Below are 17,906 nucleotides of genomic sequence, written 5' to 3'. Positions count from 1 at the left end.
TTTTTATTGGACCCAGCGCAGCCGACGTTCAGGGCGATGAGCTCTTTGGCGGCTTTATGCCGTTCAGATGATAGTTGCCGACGGCATTGTATGTCCGTCGTGCCGGATCATGGAGCGTATGAATGCGGGCATTGCGCCAGTGGCGGTCAAGATTGAGGCCGATGCGTGCCGAGGACGCGCCCGCGAGATCAAACAGCGTGTTGGACGCCTCCATGGCGATCTCCGCAGTCACGGTCTGTGCCGCCGCCACGGAAAGCGCGGCATCGATCACATGATCCTCGGTGAGATTGATCTGGGCGGCATCGATCTTGCTGCCGGCGCGCTCCACCATCGCCGTTGCTGCTTCAATGCGAACGGCAATCTCTCCCACTCTGGTGATAATAAGCGGATCATCCGCAGCATGCTTCAGGCTATTGTCCGTCGAGGGATGGGCGCGCATGAGCTCGATGGTCGTCGCAAGCGCCGATCGGGCTATGCCGAGATTGATGCCGGCATGGGTGAGTTGGCCGACGGAATCGATGACGGAAGGCTGCTCAAGCTTTTCATGATGCGAAAGTACCGCGTCAACGTTGAGATAGATGTTGTGCAGGATGGTTGTTCCGTTTCCGGAGGTGCGCTGGCCGAAACCATCCCAGTCGTCGATGATCTGGACGCCTTCGGTATTCCTCGGCACGACGGCCACGGCATCGGCGATGAACATGACGATCCAGTCGGAGAAGAGAACGCTGGCGGAATGGAAGCTCCGGCCGTTCAGGCGGTAGCCTAGCCCGTCATGTGTCAGTTGCAGATCACTTTGACCGGCTCCGCCTGTGCCGGCATCGGAAGAAACACTGCCGAAACGGTCACCGGCCATGACCCTGGCAAAAAGGGACGACTTCTGCTCCTCACTGCCGCCGGTACGCACCGCTTCCAGCACGTGGAAATGGGTTTGCAAAATCTGCGCGATGGAGGGATCGGCTCCTGCCAGGATGGCGATGATTTCGGCAAGGACGGAGTTGGAAATATCGATGCCACCATGTTCCGACGGCACGGAGATCCCGAACAGACCTGACTGGGAGAGGGTCTCGATTTCGTCATAGGGCAGGACACGGTTGATATCGCGATCGCTGGCCTGCAGCGCGAAGCCGACGGCCAGCGACCGCGCGATTTCGAGCGCTTCCTCTTCACTTTGAATACGATGCGCGGGTGGCCTGACGCGTTCGTGCAACTGCGAAACAGTCCCCATCCATCACTCCATCAGCCAGCGCAGATCGGTTCTTCAGGCATGGCAAATCCGTAAGATCTTAATTTCTATGGATCTAGTATACAATGGATTTTCTTTGCTTATTCGGATCCTGCCTTTCGGCATAATAGGCGGCAAATGGAGAAATTGTAAGCACGCGGCCGGAAGACGTGGCCGCCTGCATCCAGGAGATCCCCATGAGCGCCATCTTGATCCTTCCCGGCCTGAACGGTTCCGCCGAGGGCCATTGGCAACGTCATTGGACGCGTGATCATGCCTCCGCGACCATCGTGCGACAGGCTTCGTGGTCGAGGCCGGTATTGTCTCAGTGGCTGCAGGCACTCGAAAACGAGCTGGAGCGAGCCGGGCAGGCATGGCTCGTCACACACAGTCTCGGCTGCCTGCTTGCCGCCCATCTGGCCGATCGGCCGGCTGCCAGGCGAGTGAAGGGCGCCTTTCTGGTGGCGCCCTGTGATCTTGAGAGGACCGAGAGGCTTCATCCCGGCGCTATCGAATTCGGTGCGATGCCGACCAGGCCCTTGCCGTTCAGAAGTCTCGTTGTCGGCAGCCGTGACGATCGTTACATGGATTTCGCAACGCTCCGGCGGTATGCTGCCTGCTGGGGAAGCGAGCTTCACGATCTCGGAGACGCCGGTCATATCAATTTCGAAAGCGGCTTCGGCCGTTGGCGGGAAGGCTACAAGCTATTCTCTTCCTTTGCCGAAACCGTAGAAGGTAGATCGCAAAAAGGCCTGCGATCGCAGGCCGCCACCCGCGTCATGGTATCATCGCTCTGATCCGTTCCCGGGCTCGGTAGGCAAGAAAGCGCTTGCTAACGGCGCATTTTCACGCTTTCATATACGACTAAATGAGTAGACAATGGGAACAATTCCGTTGCCTGACTATTTTGACGGGCAGCCGTGTGCGTAGCCAGTTGCAGGTGTCCGGTTCTTGAACCCGGGTTTGAGCCTGCGTGTCGCATCTTGCTTCGTGAGGGGACGGTATTCCCGGCCGAAGGCGATGCGCTGAATTTTGAGAACCGACGCGGCTTTCATGCGTTTTATGAGCCGCAGCGCTCTGGCCGCCAAACATCATAATCAGAGTTTGTGTTTCGCAGGCCGTAAAGTGAGCAAGCCCGAGAAAGGCATGATCGACCACCTCTCGCCCCAGGAGTTGATATGACGGTTCAGGGATTTTTTTCCGCCAAGGCAAATGCGGCGGCCCAGGCTTACGCGATGCCCCGTATCGCCGTTATCGGCCGCGGCTTCTCGGGCATGATGATCGCGATCGCCCTGATGAAGACGGTGCGCAACCCGTTCCACCTGCAGCTTTTCGATCCGAATTCCAGCGTCAGCGGGGGGCAGGCCCTGGCGTCCGGCCACAGCAGCGAAATCCTCAACAGCCGCGTTCGCGACCTTTCCGTTTCCGCCGGAGATCCTGACGACTTCAATGAATGGCTGTGCGGCAATGCTCCCTTCCGCAGCGCCGTCCCGGCGGCCATACCGGGCTTTCAGCAGATCTTCGTTCCGAAGAGCATTTTCAGCGATTATGTCTATCAGCGCTTTTCCGAAGCCTTTGCATCGCGGCGAGACGTGACGGTTCAGGTCAGCGGCGAGATGGTCACAGGCCTTCGTCGCCTGCGCGGCAGCTGCTTTCTGGTGGAAAGCGAGGGTGCCGCCAACGCACCGTTCGATATGGTCGTGCTGGCGACCGGCTATGGCATTGCCGACCAGGAATCGCAAAGCGGTGAATCGGTGAATATCCTAACGGCAGTCCGTGCTCGCCGCCTGGTATCGCGGCCGCATACGGTGCTGCTCGGCAGCGGCTTGCGCGTCGTCGACAGGTTGCTGCAGATGCGCGACGGCGGCTATGCGGGTCAGATCACCATTGTTTCCAGACGTGGATTCCTGCCGCAGAGCCATACGCGCAACAATGCCGAGCCCGTCTTTCCCGCCGACAGGATGCCCAATCAGCTGAGCGAAATCATCCGCTTCATCCGCAGGGCCTGCGAAGATGCAGAAGCGAACGGCCAGAGCTGGCAATCCGTCATGAACGGCCTGCGCAAGCACGCGCGCTCGCTCTGGCGAGCGTTGCCTGCCGGTCAGAAGCAGCGGTTCAACCGCCATCTGCGGGCACTCTATGACAGCCACCGCAACCGACTGCCCGAGGCGTTGCATGTTCGCCTGAAACAGGAACTGGCTGAGGGCAATACGTTGCTGCGGCGAGGTCACTTTATCCGGCGGACGCCGACCGGATTGACACTTAGGCCCGCCGGACAGCAGGAAATCGAACAGCTCTATGCGGATGAGGTGATCGACTGTCGGTGCCAGGCGCCCGATCTCGATGCGCCGCTGCTGCGCAAACTGATCGATGCCGGCCTTGCCGTGCCGGACGAACTCGGCCTCGGCCTTGCCGTCGAAGCAACGGGAGCGCTTGCTGTCGATGGACGAACGACCGACGGAATTTTTGCGATAGGTCCGCTAGGGCTCGGCAGTCTTCCTGACATCGACCTCGTGCCTGAAATCGTCACACAGGCTTATGCGGCCGCGGAGACTATGGCGGAGCGCTTCCATCCGCAGTGCAAGGCGGTCTAGCCGACTTTTCAGATTTTTCACGAACAGATCGGCCGCTTCGTCCTTCCGGAATAGACGTCGCTGTCGCAGGACACGCCGATCGGCACGGTTGCCGCTGTAGTCGGGACGCAGCCTTCATCCTTATTCCTGCGAAATGGTACGAGCAGGGCCGTCCCCATTGCCGGCTGCATTCTTCAGCCTATCTCCGGGCCTGTCTTTGGGTGTAGCCTTCGGAAAGTCAGAACGGCGATCTTCGGCCTTGGGTATGTCCGGCCCGATAAGGTGTGGAACGCCTTTGTGTCGCCTTTCTTTGTCTTACAAGGCGTACGCGTAGAGACTATGAAATCTGCAATCACAGTAGAGGACGAATCTGTCCTTCATGTCCATGGCGATTCTGGTTCAGTTTCCCATGACTTTATTTGCGACGAGGAGCTTTGCTTGCGCCCGCTGAAATTCCGTCTGCGTCTTCTGCCGCTTTTGCTGCTGGGATTGGGCCTTGCCACGGCCGCCGTGCCACTAGTGGGCAGGGATGCCTTTGCGCAGGATCAGCAGCCGTCGCAACCGCCCCAGCAAGCCGAGCAGCCGCCCCAGCTTGCCAACGGCTTATTGGATGCCGCCGTTGCCGATCTTAACAAGGCGAAGAAGGAATACGGCTCCATCCAAGACAGTGCCAAGCAGGCCGGAGCGGACGACGAAGCACTGGTGGCGCTTTCCGGCCAGGTAGACGTTCTCAACCGCTCTGTTGCGGCAATTTCGACAAGGTTGAAACCCCGTTCCGCCGAGATCGATGCGCGCCTGACCCAGCTCGGCGCCGCGCCTAAGGAGGGGCAGCCGCCGGAGGCTGTCATCGTCACGCAGGAGCGAGACCGCCTCAATGCCGAGCGCAAGCAGATCAGCGCCGTAAGTCTCGACGCCGACAATCTGACCGCGGAGACCAATCGACTTTCGATGCAGCTCATGGAGACGCGGCGCAGGCTGTTTACCGAGACATTGCTAAAGCGCACGGAGGTTTCCGCAGGGACATTCCAGGATGCCGCGTCGGCGCTCGTCGACGAGGGCGTCGAATTCCGTGACGCGGTGACGAGCTGGATCGGCTTCGTCCTGAAGGCCAAGTTTGCCTCATTCCTGGCCGCCGTCTGCCTGTCGATCGGCGCGGCCTTGATCTTCCTCTTCGGCGGCTACCGGCTGTTCCGCCGCTATTATGTGCAGGACGAGGCTATCGAGAACCCGCCCTATATCAGCCGCCTGTCGGTTGCCTTCTGGTCGACTTTGATCCGAACGCTGTCATTGGTTGCGTTTCTGGTCACGTCCTTCTTCTTTCTCTCGAACTTCAATGTGCTGCGGCCGGATATCGCTCCGATACTGGGTGCATTCTTCGGCTTTATCGGCCTCGTCTATTTCGTCGGGCGGCTGACCAATGCCGTTTTTGCGCCGTTCAGGCCGCATTGGCGTCTCGTCAAATTGTCGAACAAGGGCGCGCGCTCCTTGAGCTGGTGCCTGCAGGCCATGGCCGTGGTCAACGGTCTGGATTATGTCTTCGACCGCATCAGCGAGTCCATGGGATCGCCCGTCGTCGTAACTGTGGTGAAAAGTTTCTTTGCCGCGCTGTTGATCGGCCTCATCCTGATTGCAGCGTCCTTCGGCTCGCCGATGCTGGCCAAGAACGGCGATCCCGATGCGCCGGGCCGACGCTGGCCGCACGGCATGGCAATCATCCTTCGCGTTCTCGGCGCATTGGTGATCTTCATATCGTTCATCGGCTATGTCGGTCTCGCTCGCTTCATGGCAACGCAGATGATCGTGACAAGCGCCGTCATCGCGACCATGTATCTCGGCTTCCAGCTCGGCAAGGCGGTATCAAAGCAGGGTGTCTTTGCCGAGACGATCATCGGGCGCCTTCTGGAAAACCGTCTCAAGCTTGGCGATGTCGCGCTCGATCAAGGCGGCCTCATCGCCGGGCTTGCGACCTATGCCGTGGCACTCTTGACCGGTATCCCTTTGATCCTGCTCTCCTGGGGTTTCCATATCCAGGATCTTGAACTGATTGCCTACCGGCTGTTCACCGAGATACGCATCGGCAACATATCGATATCGCTGCTTGGCATTTGCGCCGGCATCCTCTTGTTTGCCGGCGGCTATCTGATTACGCGCTGGTTCCAGCGGTGGCTCGACAGCAATGTCATGGCGCGCGGTCAGGTGGATCTGGGTGTCCGCAACTCCGTGAGGACCGGTATTGGCTATCTTGGCGTCGCCGTGGCTGCGATCATCGCCATTTCTGCCGCGGGCATCGACCTGTCCAGCCTGGCGCTCGTTGCCAGCGCGCTCTCGGTCGGCATCGGTTTCGGCCTGCAGAACATCGTGTCGAATTTCGTCTCCGGCCTGATCCTCCTGGTCGAGCGGCCCTTCAAGGTCGGCGACTGGATCGTGTCGGGCACATCCGAAGGCATCGTCAAGCGCATCTCGGTGCGTGCGACCGAGATCGAAACCTTCCGCAAACAGTCGATCATCGTGCCGAATTCGGAGCTCATCAATGCCTCGGTCGGCAACTGGACGCACCGCAACCGGTTGGCGCGCTCGGAAATTCCAGTATCCGTCAGCTTCGAGTCCGATCCGCAGAAGGTGATGGAAATCCTGCTGGATTTGGTGCGCGGCGTCCCGAAGGTGTTGAGAAATCCGGAGCCGCATGTGGAGTTCCTGCGCTTCGGCCCGTCCTCGCTTGATTTCGAGATGCGGTTCTATCTTTCGGATCTTTCCGACGGCATGGATATCCGCAACGGTCTACGCATCCAGATCCTGAAGCGTTTTCGCGAGGAGGGAATCTCCATTCCCTATCCGCATCAGGAATTACACATCGTTCGCGATGGCAAGCGAAGCCGGCAGATGGATGCCGCCGGCAGTAAATTGACGGATTCCGCGGACGGGCCTGAAGAGGAACGCGAGGATATTGCAGAGCCTGTCGTTTCTCAGCGCGAGGAGCAGGTACAGGAGGCAAAGAGCGCCGCCCGCCGTCGCGGCCGGACGGCGGCCGAGTAGGGGGACGGGCCGGGCCGGCGGGTTCGCCTTGCCGGAGGCCATGCGAAGCGGCCCAGCTCGCTTGCGCCTCGTTCAGCGCAGTAGGGACCTGCCCCGGTCGAAGGCTTCAAAGCGTATTATTCTGCAATTCCAGTTTTTGAAAACTGGGGTATCGCCTATCCGACCGGCGAAATGCTCGTCGATATCTGGCCGTTTCCTTCATTTCTGGGAAACCAGTCGACTTAACAAATATTCAAAAGCTTTGTTCTAGAAACAATAACAGAGGGGCCAATTTCAAAAGCAGGTTTTTATTATGCCATTTCTGGGTGTTTCGGGGATGCAATATTCCGGCGCGTCGCTTGCTGGATCGCGTATTCTTCTTGTTGAGGATTCCAATCTCTTTACTTCGATGATCCGGGCCAGGCTGAGAGAGCTTCTGGACATCGATGTCGAAATCTGCCGCAATTTCGAGGAGTTGCAGCTTGCTTATGACAAGTCGTCGGAGCCGATCCAGCTGGCGATTTCAAACATGAACCTGCCGGGAGCCGAGAAGGGCGAAGCGCTGGCTTATCTGCTTGATCTCTCCATTCCGACGATCGCTTTTACGGGCACCTTTCTGGAAGGCACGCGCGACGAGCTGATCGCCAAGAATGTCGTCGACTACATCCTCAAGGATAATATTTTTGCCGTCGATTTGCTGGCTGAATCGATCTGCCGCTTTCTCACCAACCAGCGCCATCATGTTCTGATCGTCGATGACAGTCCAACGGCGCGGGCCCTGTTGTCCAGCCGGCTGAAACGCTACAATTTTCGCGTCAGTATCGCGGAAGGCGGCGTCAAGGCGTTGGAGATCCTGAAGGCCAATCGCGACATCGGCCTGATGGTCACGGATTACAACATGCCCGACATGGATGGCTTCGAGCTGACGCGGCGTATTCGCGCAGCGACCGGTTCGCATCAGTTGCGCATCATCGGCGTCTCATCATCAACCAATCGGCTTCTTTCGGCACGCTTCCTCAAGGCTGGCGGCAATGATTTCATTCTGCGGCCGTTCATCGACGAGGAGTTTTACTGCCGCGTAAACCAGAATCTCGACACGTTACTTCAGATTCAATCAGCGCGGCGTGTCAGCGAAATAGCGTGAAATGCCACAGGGCCGGCGTAGCGGCGTCGACTTAATGTGAGGAAAATTCATTTTTATGCAAATGTCTGCAATCTGCGGTTCCAATTTTTCACGAATCCTGTTCAGGATAGGTGTATCGGCGGTTTTAGCAGATGCGAGACTGACTGAGTATTTCGTGTGCCGGATGGCACGGGAGGAATTGAAGGGAAATGGTACTGCATGTGGGAGCCCTCAGCGATGGCAGCAGCTATCGCACTGGCAGCCAGAAGATACTTCTGGTCGAGGATTCGCGCATGTTTTCCGCCGTATTGTCGCATCGATTTGAAACCGAACTCGGTCTTGCCGTCACGCATTGTGCCTCGTTGAAAATGTTGAACGAAGCGCTGGCGGACGGTGGTCGCGGCTTTACCATGGCGGTGATCGATCTAAACCTGCCCGATGCTGCCTATGGCGAGGCGCTGGACGTCGCCGTCAAGCATCAGATACCAAGCATCGTCTTTACGGCGTCTTTCGATACGGCGACGCGCAATCGCATCATGGAGCGCAGTGTCGTTGACTATGTCTTGAAGGACAGCGAGTTCGCTCTCGACAATCTCGTCGCGGCCGTTCGGCGCGCCATCACCAATCGGACGACACGCGTACTGGTTGTCGATGATTTGCCATCGGCCAGGCAGATGCTCATAGACCTCCTGCAGGCACAACAATTCAGGGTTACCGAGGCCAGCACAGGCGTCGAGGCTCTGGCGGCGTTTGAAGAGTTTGACGATATCGAAATTGTCATCACCGATTACAACATGCCCGACATGAACGGCCATGAACTGACGCGCCGCATCCGCCATCGCTATGGATCGGATAGGATGCGGATCATCGGCATCTCTTCTTCAAACGACCGTTTGTTGTCGGCAAGCTTCCTCAAGGCCGGCGCCAGCGACTTCATCTACCGCCCTTTCGTTCCGGAAGAGCTGCAATGTCGCATTGCTTTGAATGTCGAGACGCTGACGCAGCTCAAGCAATTGCGGGCGGCGGCGGCGAGCGACTATCTGACGGGTCTTTACAACAGGCGGTATTTTTACGATCACGCCCCGCGGCTGGTGAATGAATGCCTGCGCCGACAGTGCCCCAGTTCCGTTGCCATTCTCGATATCGACCATTTCAAGAAGCTAAACGACACTTACGGTCACGAAATTGGCGATCTCGTGCTGAAGGCTGTCGCTCGTCGGCTCCATGCGCTGTTCGAAGGCACCACGAGCCTTTTGTCCCGCCTTGGCGGCGAAGAATTCGCCATTCTGTTCAATGAAATGGATTCGCGCGCGGCAACCATGCTTTGCGACGAGGTGCGTATCGATCTCGCCGGTTTGAAGGTCAGCGCGGATGATGAGGAATTATCCGTTACCGTATCGATCGGCGTCGCCGAGATCGCCGGCTACGAATCCTTCGACAACTATCTCAACGCGGCCGACCAGTTTCTCTACATGGCCAAGCATAACGGCCGCAATCAGGTCTATTCCGACTTCAGGATGACCGAAGAAGCGGCCGAATAGGCCGCTTGCATCGATAATCGCTGCTGATTGATGCTGTTTTCAGACGACGATGCCGGTGCGGTTCGTCGACATGGTCAGCTTGCGCTCGGCGCGCTCCTGCTGCGGCGAGCGGTTGTAGAGTTCGCGATAACACTTGGAAAAATGCGAGGCGGACACGAAGCCGCAGGCGACGGCCACTTCGACAACCGGCATGGAGGATTGCACGAGCAGGTGCCGGGCGCGATCCAGCCGGATTTCGAGATAGTAGCGGGCCGGCGAGCGACCCATCTCCTGCCGGAACAGGCGTTCGATCTGGCGGCGCGACAGGCCGGCATCATCGGCAATTTCCAGCAGCGACAACGGCTCGGCGAGGTTGCTTTCCATCAGCTCGATGATCGACAGTACCTTGGCATTCTGCACGCCCAGGCGCGCACGCAACGGCAGGCGCTGGCGATCATGCGGGCTGCGGACGCGATCGGTCAATTGCTGCTCGCAGACGCGATTGACGAGGTTCTCGCCGAAGTCCTGGCCGATCAGGTTCAGCATCATGTCGAGCGAAGCTGTGCCGCCGGCACAGGTATAGATGTTGCTGTCGACCTCGTAGAGATCGGCATAGACTTCGGCCTGGGGGAAGGTCTCGGAGAAGCCGGGGAGGTTTTCCCAGTGGATGGCGCAGCGCTTGCCATTCAGCAGGCCCGCCTGGGCAAGCACATGTGCACCCGTACAGAGACTGCCGACAGCCACGCCGCGATTATAGGTCTCGCGCAGCCAGGCGTTGACCGACTTGTTGTTGAATTCCTCGACATAAATGCCGGAACAGACCAGCACCATATTCGGGCGGTTTTCGCCGCCGAGATAGCGGCGTTCGTCGGCGAGCGCTGAGTTGACCTCTAGGCCGATGCCGCTGGAGGAATAGACCTTCTGGCCGTCGGTGGAGGCGAGACGCCATGTATAGGCGGGGTAGCCCAGCATGCGGTTGGCGATTCGCAATGTCTCTACCGCGGCGGAAAACGGCAGCATGGTGAAATGCGGAACGAGGAAGAAAACCAGGGAACGCGTCTTAATCGGAGTCTTGCTCATATCGTGAAAATCCATGCTCCAGGACCATTGCGTATTCCTTGCGTCAAATACGTCGGCTCGATGGTCTATTAGCGACATTGGCATGGATAATCGCGGCCGCAAAGGAATATTTGCGTTTGCTACAAAAAATGCCGCTGTGAAGAAAGCAGATGAGGGAGTGCAAGCAATCTACTGAAACAACCAAATATATATGGGGCTGATTATCAAGATTAAGTTGGAATGCGCGTCCAGATGCACAAATGTTCGAAAGGCGACACTCGTTGGGGTTGAGTGTCGCCTTCAGATTTTACGATCATTCGCAATCATCGCATAGCCTTGGGAGTGTTGGTTTCGTTCGCGGCGGGCCAGCCCATGTCCTTGCGTACATCATCGGACAGGGACTCAAGCTCGCGTAGCGAACGCCATTGCTGCCAGCGATCCGCGATCTTGGAGAAAAAAGGCATGTGGCTGCCACCCGATGGAAACGGGCTCTGCACCCTGTCTGTATGTCTATAGGTGATCGTTGTCATTTCCAGGTTCCTTTCGGCTTTAGATGCTCAAAAGATCGCAATCCTCAAGCAACAATATGGATCCGACCTATTCATCAATCAAACGAATAGATCTTATATCTGTCATTAGTATTCTTGAACGATTGCGTCTTGCCGGGCTTTCGTTCGAAGGCGGACAGCGTCCGATCCGGGGGGAGGCCGCGCGCATTGACGTCGTCGATCAGGTGAGCGGGGAAGCGCGCTGCAATCTCGTCGAGCGTATGCTGCGCCATCCGTTGAATTTTTCGGATATGCAAAAGGGTGAAGATGCGAGAGGCTTCGCCGAGTGCCGTGCCAGCCATGGTGTTTGTTCCTTTGCAGCTGTCTGTATCAGTTTCATTAGGGCTAATATGCTGCTTCGTTGACAATCAGACAAATGAAATGATATGGTGCTTAGGATCAGAAAAATTGAAGGTTGCCGATATGACCGTACCGTTCCGCCGGCCCATACCGTTGCTTGACAATGAAGTTCTGCGCACCTTTGTAGCCATTGCCGAGACCGGCAATTTCTCCACCGCCGCCGATGCGGTCTTCCGCACGCCGTCCGCTGTTTCGATGCAAATCAAGAAGCTGGAAGAGCAGCTCGGCGTGACGCTGTTCCTGCGCGACGCGCGCTCGGTCAGCCTGACGCAGCATGGCGAGATGCTGCTCTCCTACGCGCGCAATATCCTGGCCTTGTCGAACGAAGCCGTATCGCGTTTCATCATGCCCGAGCTCAGCGGCGTGGTGCGGCTTGGCGCACCCGATGATATCGGCGAGCGCCTGCTGCCGACCATTCTGAAGAGCTTTTCGGAGAGCTATCCCGGCATCATGGTGGATGTCGTCGTGGATATGAGCCTCCAGCTGAAGAAGCGCATCGAGGAGCAGCGACTGGATCTGGCGCTGATCAATTGCGCGACGCGGCCTTTCCCGACGGAAGGCGAAGTGATCTATACGGAGCGTCTCGTCTGGGCGGGTGCCAAGTGCGGCACGGCCTATCGGCGCGACCCGCTGCCGATCTCCATCTGGGAAGACGGTTGCATCTGGCGGTCGGAAGCGTTGGCGCAACTGGAACGGCAGAAGCGGCCTTACCGCGTTTCCTATCTCAGCGCCCACACGATGGCGCAGCGCGCCGCTATTGTCTCCGACCTTGCGGTCGCGCCGTTCCCACGGTCCTACATTGGTGAGGATATGGAGATCCTCGGGCCGAACGAGGGGCTGCCGGAACTCACCTCCTTCGACATTCGCCTGCTGACGGCATCGCAGATGACGGGGCCGATGAAGGCCGTTGCCGATAGCATCCGGCAGGCATTCATAGAGATCGGGCGAAAAATGGCCGCGTGAGCCGCCGCCGGTTAAGCGTTACTCGCGGCTGCGCCGCCGTCTGCGGCCGCCGCCTTCGCCGCCGGCATCGTCGCCAAGCTGTTTGCGCTCCGGCAGTGTCACCACCTTCGCCAGTTCCGGAAAGGCATCGACCTTGTTCGGCAGCGCCATGGCGTAGACGAAATGCTCCTGAAACTTTGATTCAAGCGCCGTCTCTATCTTCTCGATTTTGCTGACAGTTTCCTCGATCTCGCGGCGATGGCCGCGATTGAGCAATGCCATGCGCGCGCCGGTGCCGGCCGCGTTGCCGACTGCCTTCACCTTGTCGAGGGTGCAATCCGGGATGAGACCGAGCACCATCGCGTATTTGGGATCGATGAAGGTGCCGAAGGCGCCTGCAAGGCCGATGCGATCGACATGCTCGACACCTTGCTTGTCCATCAACAGCTTGACGCCGGCATAAAGGGCGGCCTTGGCAAGCTGGATGGCGCGGACGTCGTTCTGTGTCACGGTAATGCGTTGTTCGCCGTCGCGCAGCAGGTAGGAATAGGTGCGGCCGTTCTGCAGGATACGCGGAGAACGCGCCATCATGCCGCCGTCAACCACGCCGTCCTCGGAAATGATACCAGTCAGGAACATCTCGGCGACCACCTCGATGATTGCCGAGCCACAGATGCCTGTGACGCCAACGGCGGCGGCGGCTTCGTCAAAGCCGGGCTCGTCCGACCAGGGCTCGATGCCAATGACGCGATAGCGCGGTTCCAGTGTGACGGGGTCGATGCGGACACGTTCGATGGCGCCTGGTGCTGCGCGCTGGCCGCTGGAAATCTCGGCGCCTTCGAAGGCAGGGCCCGTCGGCGAGGAGGCGGCGACGACGCGCTGACGATTGCCCAGCACGATTTCGGCGTTGGTGCCGATATCAACCAGCAGCATCATCTCATCCTGGCGGTGCGGCCCTTCAGCGAGGGTGGCGGCGGCGGCGTCGGCTCCGACATGGCCGGCGATGCAGGGCAGCATATAGACGCGCGTGCCGGCATTCATCGGCAGGCCGATCTCGGCCGACCTCAGGTGTACCGCGCCTGAGACGGCGAGCGCGAAGGGTGCGCCGCCAAGCTCGGTGGGGTCGATGCCGAGGAAGAGATGATGCATGATGGGGTTGCCGACGAAGACCGCATCGAGGATGTCCTGGCGCGACACGCCGCCGTCGGCGCAGACCTTGTCGATCAGCCCGTTCAGCGCTTCGCGCACGGCATTGGTCATCGCGACCCGGCCGTCCGGGTTCATCATGACGTAGGAGACGCGGCTCATCAGATCCTCGCCGAAGCGGATCTGCGGGTTGGAGGTGCCGGCAGATGCCACCGTCCGGCCCGACAGCAGCGAGGAGAGATGCATGGCGATGGTGGTCGAGCCGATATCGCAGGCGATGCCATAGGCCTCATTCTTGAGGCCGGGGTAAAGCGCGATCAGGCGGGGGTGGTCGTCGGCGTGATCCTGATGGATCGCGGCGGTGACTTTCCATTCTCCCTTGCGCAGGATCGACTGCACTTGCGGGATGATGTGAAAATCCACGTCGAGATTGTCGTATTTCCAATCTGCAGCCAACGCGGCTTTCAACCGGTCGAGATCGCCCGAAGGCTTGTGCATGTCCGGCTCCTCGACCTCGACGTAGCACATATGCACGGCCGTATCGCGGATGATGACGCGCTCGTCGACGGCTTTGCGCACTACCTGCGCATTGATCACCGTGTCCTGCGGCACGTCGATGACGAGATCGCCCTGGATCAGGGCAGAACAGGAGAGGCGGCGTCCATCAGGCAGATCGCGCACCTCGGCGTAGCGTCTTTCCTTGGGGCCGATGGGCGAAAGATGGTCGTTGGCCGAGACGATCTTGTGCTTGGCGAAATTGCCCTCCTGCACCGAGACCTGGCAGCGCCCACAGGTGGCACGGCCGCCGCAGACGCTCTCCACATAGACGCCGAGCTGCCGCGCAGCCTCCAGCACCGGCGTTCCCACCGGAAAATGGCCGCGCTTACCGGAGGGCATGAAGAGGACGAGGGGATTCGCGCTGTCGCTGGCTTGGGCCACGGATCAGTCTTTCTGTTTGCTAAGGCGGCGTACGTTCGAGCGAACGCGCTTGCTATACGGCTTGACCATGGCCTGGGCGACGGCATCGACGGCGCGATGCGATAAGGCGTTACCCCCCTTTGTCATTGCCGCAATATTCTGCTGGGTCATGGCGATATTGGTGGCAACGGCACTTTCTGCCGCGGCCATCATCTTTTCCGAGACCATCTGGTTGAATTCCGTTATGTTGACGCCGCCGCCGGTCATCGCTGTCATCCACATTTGCGACAGGCGCATTCCAATCACCATGGGCGCCTGGATCCACAATGTGGCGAGATCATCGGAAAGCTTCCGGCTCGGATACTTCATCTCTATTCCCTCGCCGCGCCGGCACCGGCTCGTGCCGCGCGCCCACCACGCCGGCCGCCGCTGCCAGCCGAGGGGGCCGCAGAAGCCGGAGCGCTCGCTCCGCCTTCGGCCGGCTTGTAGTCGCGGTAGGTCATGATCCAGTTGGTGCAATTGGCGTCGGTGCCGTTCAGGACGTTGGCGGCGCGCACGGCTTCCATTTCCTGCGGGCGGCAAGGGTTCATGATGGCCGAGGTCATGCCGGCGCCGATCACCATCGGGATGAAGCCGGCATTGATGCCGTGGCGGTGCGGCAGGCCGAAGGATATGTTGGAAAGGCCGCAGGTGGTATTCACCTTCAGCTCGTTGCGCAGGCGGTGCAGCAGCGCGAAGACCTGGCGGCCGGCATCGCCGAGCGCGCCGATCGGCATGACGAGCGGATCGACCACGATGTCATGGGGCTTGATGCCGTAGTCCATGGCGCGCTCTACGATCTTCTTTGCGACGGCGAAACGCACGTCCGGATCCATGGAAATGCCGGTTTCGTCGTTGGAGATGGCAACGACCGGCACGTCGTATTTCTTGATGAGCGGCAGGATGGCTTCGAGCTTTTCCTCTTCACCGGTCACGGAATTGACCAGCGGCCGGCCCTTGGCAACCTTCAGCGCAGCTTCGATGGCGGCCGTAACCGAGCTGTCGATCGAGAGCGGCACGTCGACCAGGCCCTGGACGATTTCCAGCGTCTGCACCAGCAGGCCAGGTTCCGTCTCGTTCGGGTTGACCGAGGTGACGCCGGCGTTGACGTCGAGCATGGTCGCGCCCGCGGCCACCTGTTCCAGCGCGTCCTTGATAACCGTATCGAAATTGCCCTCGATCATCTCAGCGGCCAGCTTCTTGCGCCCCGTTGGGTTGATGCGTTCGCCGATCACGCAAAAGGGCTGGTCGAAACCGATGATGATTTCGCGAGTGGCGGATGCAACGATGGTGCGCGTCATGTCTGATCCTCTGGTCAGTTGGCCCGATAGATCTGGTCTATCGTGCCGGGATGGGGGTTACAAGCCGTCCGGGCTCCTCCGCCCGCTGCTCGATTTCAGTGCGTCTTGTGTGGCGGATGATGAGCGGCGGCTTCGGCCATTTCCTGCTGGTTCTCTTCCTTGCCCCCACGGATGTGTTCCAGGCGCTCTGCGATGAGCGCGTCGGTTTGGTTGGCCTCGTGCTTCCATGGCTGGCGGCCCTTCAGCACGCCGGATTCATGCACCATCTCGGCGACATATTCTTCCTGGCGGTAGGCCATGACATGAACACCGGAAACGCCCTCGATCTCCTTCACCTCGTTGATGATGTCGATGCAGAGCTGCTTGCCTTCCTTCTTCTGGTCCTGTGCGCCTTCGATGCGTTTGATAACGGCATCGGGAATGTGCACGCCCGGCACGTTGGAGCGCATCCAGCGAGCGGTTTTCGCTGAGGCGAGGGGGCCGACGCCGACGAGAATGAAGCATTTCTCGTTCAGGCCGAGGTCGCGCACCTTCTTCATGTATTCCCGGAACATGGGCACGTCGTAGCAATATTGGCTCTGCACGAATTGCGCACCGGCCTCGATCTTCTTCGCCAGCCGATAGGGCCTGAAGTCGTGGGGCGGCGCGAAGGGATTGATGGCCGCGCCGAGAAAGACCTTCGGTGGCGATGTCAGCTTGCGCCCCGACAGGAATTTCGCGTTGTCGCGCATGATGCGCACGGTTTCGAGCAGCGACATGCAATCGAGATCGAAGACCGGCTTGGCGCCCGGCTGGTCGCCGGCCTGCACGCCGTCGCCGGTCAGGCACATGATGTTGCACACGCCCATGGCAGCAGCACCCAGCACGTCGCCCTGAATGGCGATGCGGTTCTTGTCGCGGCAGGCGATCTGCATGATGGGCGCATAGCCCATGCGCGTCAGTAGCGCGCAGATGCCGACCGAGGACATGTGGCAATTGGCACCCGAGGCATCGACCGCGTTGATGCCGTCAACCCAGCCGGAGAAGATCGCGGCGCGCTCATAGACTTCTTCGGGGTTGGCGCTATCGGGTGGGTTCAATTCGGCGGTGACCGCGAATTCGCCGCGGCGCAGCACGCGCTCCAGCCGCCCGAGTGATGAATGGCCGGGTAGAGGATCGAGCGGCAGGTGGACGCCGAGCGGATTTTCGTCGATATGCGCCATCGATCACGCTTCCTTTTTCGCTGCTTCACGGGCAGCGGCCGCTTCCGCAGTGACGCGCAGCCAGGAGGAAGTTTCACGCAGCGATTGGTTCACCGGTTTCTGCACCTTCAGGATCGCATCGCCTTGGATCATGTTTCGCGAACCGTTCCAGGCCTGCACCCAGACACAGGGCATGTCCGGTTCGACCTCGCAATTGCCATTGGCGCGTACCCCGCCGCAAGGGCCGTTGCGCAGCTGCTTCGGACAGTTCATCGGGCAGGACATGCCGGTCGACGAGAGCGCGCACTGGCCGCACATGCGACAGTCGAACAGAAAGCCCTTCACATTGCGCTCGACGAAAGTGATCGGCCGTTCGACGCGCTCGTAGCCGATTTTCTTCCAGAGCGGATGAAGGAGGAGGAAAGCATCGGCGAAGCGATGATAGAACCATTCGAGGAAGCGCGAATGGCGCACGGCCCAGAGACGGACGGTGTATTTGCGGCGGGCGCGGCGGTTGGGCGAGACGCCGGCGGGCGTATAGGCGCCGCTTGCGGCCTTCGCTCCGGGCGCCGCGTTGCCCGGCTTCTGGATGGCGTCAGCCATTGTCGCGGCCTCCGGCCTTTACCAGAGCAACTAGACGCTCCCGGTCAAAGGCTGCTTCGAGTTCGCTTGCGGCCTTGTCCGCCTCGGCTTCCAGATCGTCGGAGACAGGCACGGGATCGGCCTTGCGCCATTCGGCCAAGTAGTCGTCGGTCTCGGCCGCGCCGGTGCGCATCGCGCACATGTCGATCGCCTCGGTGAAGCGCAGCGAGAGCTCGCGCTTTGCCGTCTGCCGCCCCTTCTTGATGATTACTTGGGCCGGAATGTCCCGCCAATAGACGACAATGCGATCCGCCATGCAAAATTCTCCTCTTTAATCAAGAATGCACGTCCATCGACCCGGAGACTGCGCTCGCCACGAC

The 17,906-nt window shown here is 59.6% G+C and carries 16 protein-coding genes; 7 read left to right on the top strand and 9 right to left on the bottom strand.

The window, feature by feature from the left end; all coding sequences use genetic code 11:
• Positions 1 to 28: 28 nt before the first annotated feature.
• Complete coding sequence (locus AB8B29_RS08905; RefSeq protein ID WP_047639839.1) at positions 29 to 1,225, bottom strand: SfnB family sulfur acquisition oxidoreductase; 1,197 nt, start codon at positions 1,223 to 1,225, stop codon at positions 29 to 31.
• Positions 1,226 to 1,419: 194 nt separating this feature from the next.
• Between AB8B29_RS08905 and AB8B29_RS08900 the strand changes: the two genes are divergently transcribed.
• The 5 genes from AB8B29_RS08900 to AB8B29_RS08880 all read left to right on the top strand — a co-directional run bounded on the left by AB8B29_RS08900 (position 1,420) and on the right by AB8B29_RS08880 (position 9,471).
• On the top strand, positions 1,420 to 2,019 hold the full coding sequence (locus AB8B29_RS08900; RefSeq protein WP_113119320.1) for an RBBP9/YdeN family alpha/beta hydrolase: 600 nt from the start codon (positions 1,420 to 1,422) through the stop codon (positions 2,017 to 2,019).
• 381 nt (positions 2,020 to 2,400) lie between these two features.
• On the top strand, positions 2,401 to 3,816 hold the full coding sequence (locus AB8B29_RS08895) for an FAD/NAD(P)-binding protein (protein ID WP_047639838.1): 1,416 nt from the start codon (positions 2,401 to 2,403) through the stop codon (positions 3,814 to 3,816).
• Positions 3,817 to 4,233: 417 nt separating this feature from the next.
• Positions 4,234 to 6,828: a mechanosensitive ion channel family protein gene (locus tag AB8B29_RS08890; RefSeq protein ID WP_113119319.1), complete on the top strand. Its 2,595-nt coding sequence runs from the start codon at positions 4,234 to 4,236 to the stop codon at positions 6,826 to 6,828.
• Positions 6,829 to 7,120: 292 nt separating this feature from the next.
• Positions 7,121 to 7,951 carry a response regulator gene (locus tag AB8B29_RS08885; protein ID WP_037202609.1) on the top strand — a complete coding sequence of 277 codons (831 nt, stop codon included), beginning with the start codon at positions 7,121 to 7,123 and terminating at the stop codon, positions 7,949 to 7,951.
• Between the two features lie 188 nt (positions 7,952 to 8,139).
• Positions 8,140 to 9,471 (top strand): diguanylate cyclase, encoded by a 1,332-nt coding sequence (locus AB8B29_RS08880; RefSeq protein WP_037202608.1) that lies wholly within the window; start codon positions 8,140 to 8,142, stop codon positions 9,469 to 9,471.
• Positions 9,472 to 9,510: 39 nt separating this feature from the next.
• On the opposite strand, the gene AB8B29_RS08875 is transcribed toward AB8B29_RS08880, so the two are convergent.
• Complete coding sequence (locus tag AB8B29_RS08875; protein WP_348644881.1) at positions 9,511 to 10,530, bottom strand: GlxA family transcriptional regulator; 1,020 nt, start codon at positions 10,528 to 10,530, stop codon at positions 9,511 to 9,513.
• Positions 10,531 to 10,832: 302 nt separating this feature from the next.
• The gene (locus tag AB8B29_RS08870) at positions 10,833 to 11,039 is read right to left on the bottom strand and encodes a hypothetical protein (RefSeq protein WP_037202606.1); all 207 of its coding nucleotides are present in this window, start codon (positions 11,037 to 11,039) and stop codon (positions 10,833 to 10,835) included.
• Between the two features lie 56 nt (positions 11,040 to 11,095).
• Here AB8B29_RS08870 and AB8B29_RS08865 point away from each other — a divergent pair, with 56 nt between their 5' ends.
• Entirely contained in the window at positions 11,096 to 11,422 is a 327-nt protein-coding gene (locus AB8B29_RS08865) for a hypothetical protein (RefSeq protein ID WP_156151540.1), read from the top strand.
• A 16-nt stretch (positions 11,423 to 11,438) separates the two neighbouring features.
• Positions 11,439 to 12,380 carry a LysR family transcriptional regulator gene (locus AB8B29_RS08860; protein WP_173410923.1) on the top strand — a complete coding sequence of 314 codons (942 nt, stop codon included), beginning with the start codon at positions 11,439 to 11,441 and terminating at the stop codon, positions 12,378 to 12,380.
• Positions 12,381 to 12,398: 18 nt separating this feature from the next.
• Here AB8B29_RS08860 and AB8B29_RS08855 read toward each other — a convergent pair whose 3' ends face one another.
• The 6 genes from AB8B29_RS08855 to AB8B29_RS08830 all read right to left on the bottom strand — a co-directional run bounded on the left by AB8B29_RS08855 (position 12,399) and on the right by AB8B29_RS08830 (position 17,842).
• The gene (locus tag AB8B29_RS08855; RefSeq protein ID WP_162740653.1) at positions 12,399 to 14,402 is read right to left on the bottom strand and encodes an ASKHA domain-containing protein; all 2,004 of its coding nucleotides are present in this window, start codon (positions 14,400 to 14,402) and stop codon (positions 12,399 to 12,401) included.
• A gap of 45 nt (positions 14,403 to 14,447) precedes the next feature.
• The gene (locus tag AB8B29_RS08850; RefSeq protein WP_047639835.1) at positions 14,448 to 14,792 is read right to left on the bottom strand and encodes a hypothetical protein; all 345 of its coding nucleotides are present in this window, start codon (positions 14,790 to 14,792) and stop codon (positions 14,448 to 14,450) included.
• Positions 14,793 to 14,794: 2 nt separating this feature from the next.
• Complete coding sequence (locus tag AB8B29_RS08845) at positions 14,795 to 15,763, bottom strand: methyltetrahydrofolate cobalamin methyltransferase (RefSeq protein ID WP_037202598.1); 969 nt, start codon at positions 15,761 to 15,763, stop codon at positions 14,795 to 14,797.
• 95 nt (positions 15,764 to 15,858) lie between these two features.
• Positions 15,859 to 16,965: a methylenetetrahydrofolate reductase gene (locus AB8B29_RS08840; RefSeq protein WP_037202596.1), complete on the bottom strand. Its 1,107-nt coding sequence runs from the start codon at positions 16,963 to 16,965 to the stop codon at positions 15,859 to 15,861.
• A 3-nt stretch (positions 16,966 to 16,968) separates the two neighbouring features.
• Positions 16,969 to 17,547 carry a methylenetetrahydrofolate reductase C-terminal domain-containing protein gene (locus AB8B29_RS08835; protein WP_034504422.1) on the bottom strand — a complete coding sequence of 193 codons (579 nt, stop codon included), beginning with the start codon at positions 17,545 to 17,547 and terminating at the stop codon, positions 16,969 to 16,971.
• Positions 17,540 to 17,842, bottom strand: a complete 303-nt coding sequence (locus AB8B29_RS08830) for a virulence factor (RefSeq protein ID WP_047639833.1) — start codon at positions 17,840 to 17,842, stop codon at positions 17,540 to 17,542. The genes AB8B29_RS08835 and AB8B29_RS08830 overlap by 8 nt, the downstream gene beginning before the upstream one ends.
• Positions 17,843 to 17,906: the final 64 nt, after the last annotated feature.

This window comes from Rhizobium sp. 11_C7_N12_5 (genome assembly GCF_051811145.1).
In the GTDB taxonomy this organism is placed as follows: Bacteria; Pseudomonadota; Alphaproteobacteria; order Rhizobiales; family Rhizobiaceae; genus Rhizobium; species Rhizobium lusitanum.
The sequence above is the reverse complement of the archived record's forward strand: the minus strand, read 5'-3'. Positions and strand labels throughout refer to the sequence as shown.

What these genes read in the sequence shown, in the direction of transcription:
- AB8B29_RS08850 (WP_047639835.1), bottom strand. Translation starts at nt 14,792, where the DNA reads ATGAAGTATCCGAGCCGGAAGCTTTCCGATGATCTCGCCACATTGTGG.
- AB8B29_RS08895 (WP_047639838.1), top strand. Translation starts at nt 2,401, where the DNA reads ATGACGGTTCAGGGATTTTTTTCCGCCAAGGCAAATGCGGCGGCCCAG.
- AB8B29_RS08830 (WP_047639833.1), bottom strand. Translation starts at nt 17,842, where the DNA reads ATGGCGGATCGCATTGTCGTCTATTGGCGGGACATTCCGGCCCAAGTA.
- AB8B29_RS08885 (WP_037202609.1), top strand. Translation starts at nt 7,121, where the DNA reads ATGCCATTTCTGGGTGTTTCGGGGATGCAATATTCCGGCGCGTCGCTT.
- AB8B29_RS08905 (WP_047639839.1), bottom strand. Translation starts at nt 1,225, where the DNA reads ATGGGGACTGTTTCGCAGTTGCACGAACGCGTCAGGCCACCCGCGCAT.
- AB8B29_RS08845 (WP_037202598.1), bottom strand. Translation starts at nt 15,763, where the DNA reads ATGACGCGCACCATCGTTGCATCCGCCACTCGCGAAATCATCATCGGT.
- AB8B29_RS08870 (WP_037202606.1), bottom strand. Translation starts at nt 11,039, where the DNA reads ATGACAACGATCACCTATAGACATACAGACAGGGTGCAGAGCCCGTTT.
- AB8B29_RS08865 (WP_156151540.1), top strand. Translation starts at nt 11,096, where the DNA reads ATGGATCCGACCTATTCATCAATCAAACGAATAGATCTTATATCTGTC.
- AB8B29_RS08900 (WP_113119320.1), top strand. Translation starts at nt 1,420, where the DNA reads ATGAGCGCCATCTTGATCCTTCCCGGCCTGAACGGTTCCGCCGAGGGC.
- AB8B29_RS08880 (WP_037202608.1), top strand. Translation starts at nt 8,140, where the DNA reads ATGGTACTGCATGTGGGAGCCCTCAGCGATGGCAGCAGCTATCGCACT.
- AB8B29_RS08860 (WP_173410923.1), top strand. Translation starts at nt 11,439, where the DNA reads ATGATATGGTGCTTAGGATCAGAAAAATTGAAGGTTGCCGATATGACC.
- AB8B29_RS08855 (WP_162740653.1), bottom strand. Translation starts at nt 14,402, where the DNA reads ATGCCCTCCGGTAAGCGCGGCCATTTTCCGGTGGGAACGCCGGTGCTG.
- AB8B29_RS08875 (WP_348644881.1), bottom strand. Translation starts at nt 10,530, where the DNA reads ATGAGCAAGACTCCGATTAAGACGCGTTCCCTGGTTTTCTTCCTCGTT.
- AB8B29_RS08840 (WP_037202596.1), bottom strand. Translation starts at nt 16,965, where the DNA reads ATGGCGCATATCGACGAAAATCCGCTCGGCGTCCACCTGCCGCTCGAT.
- AB8B29_RS08835 (WP_034504422.1), bottom strand. Translation starts at nt 17,547, where the DNA reads ATGGCTGACGCCATCCAGAAGCCGGGCAACGCGGCGCCCGGAGCGAAG.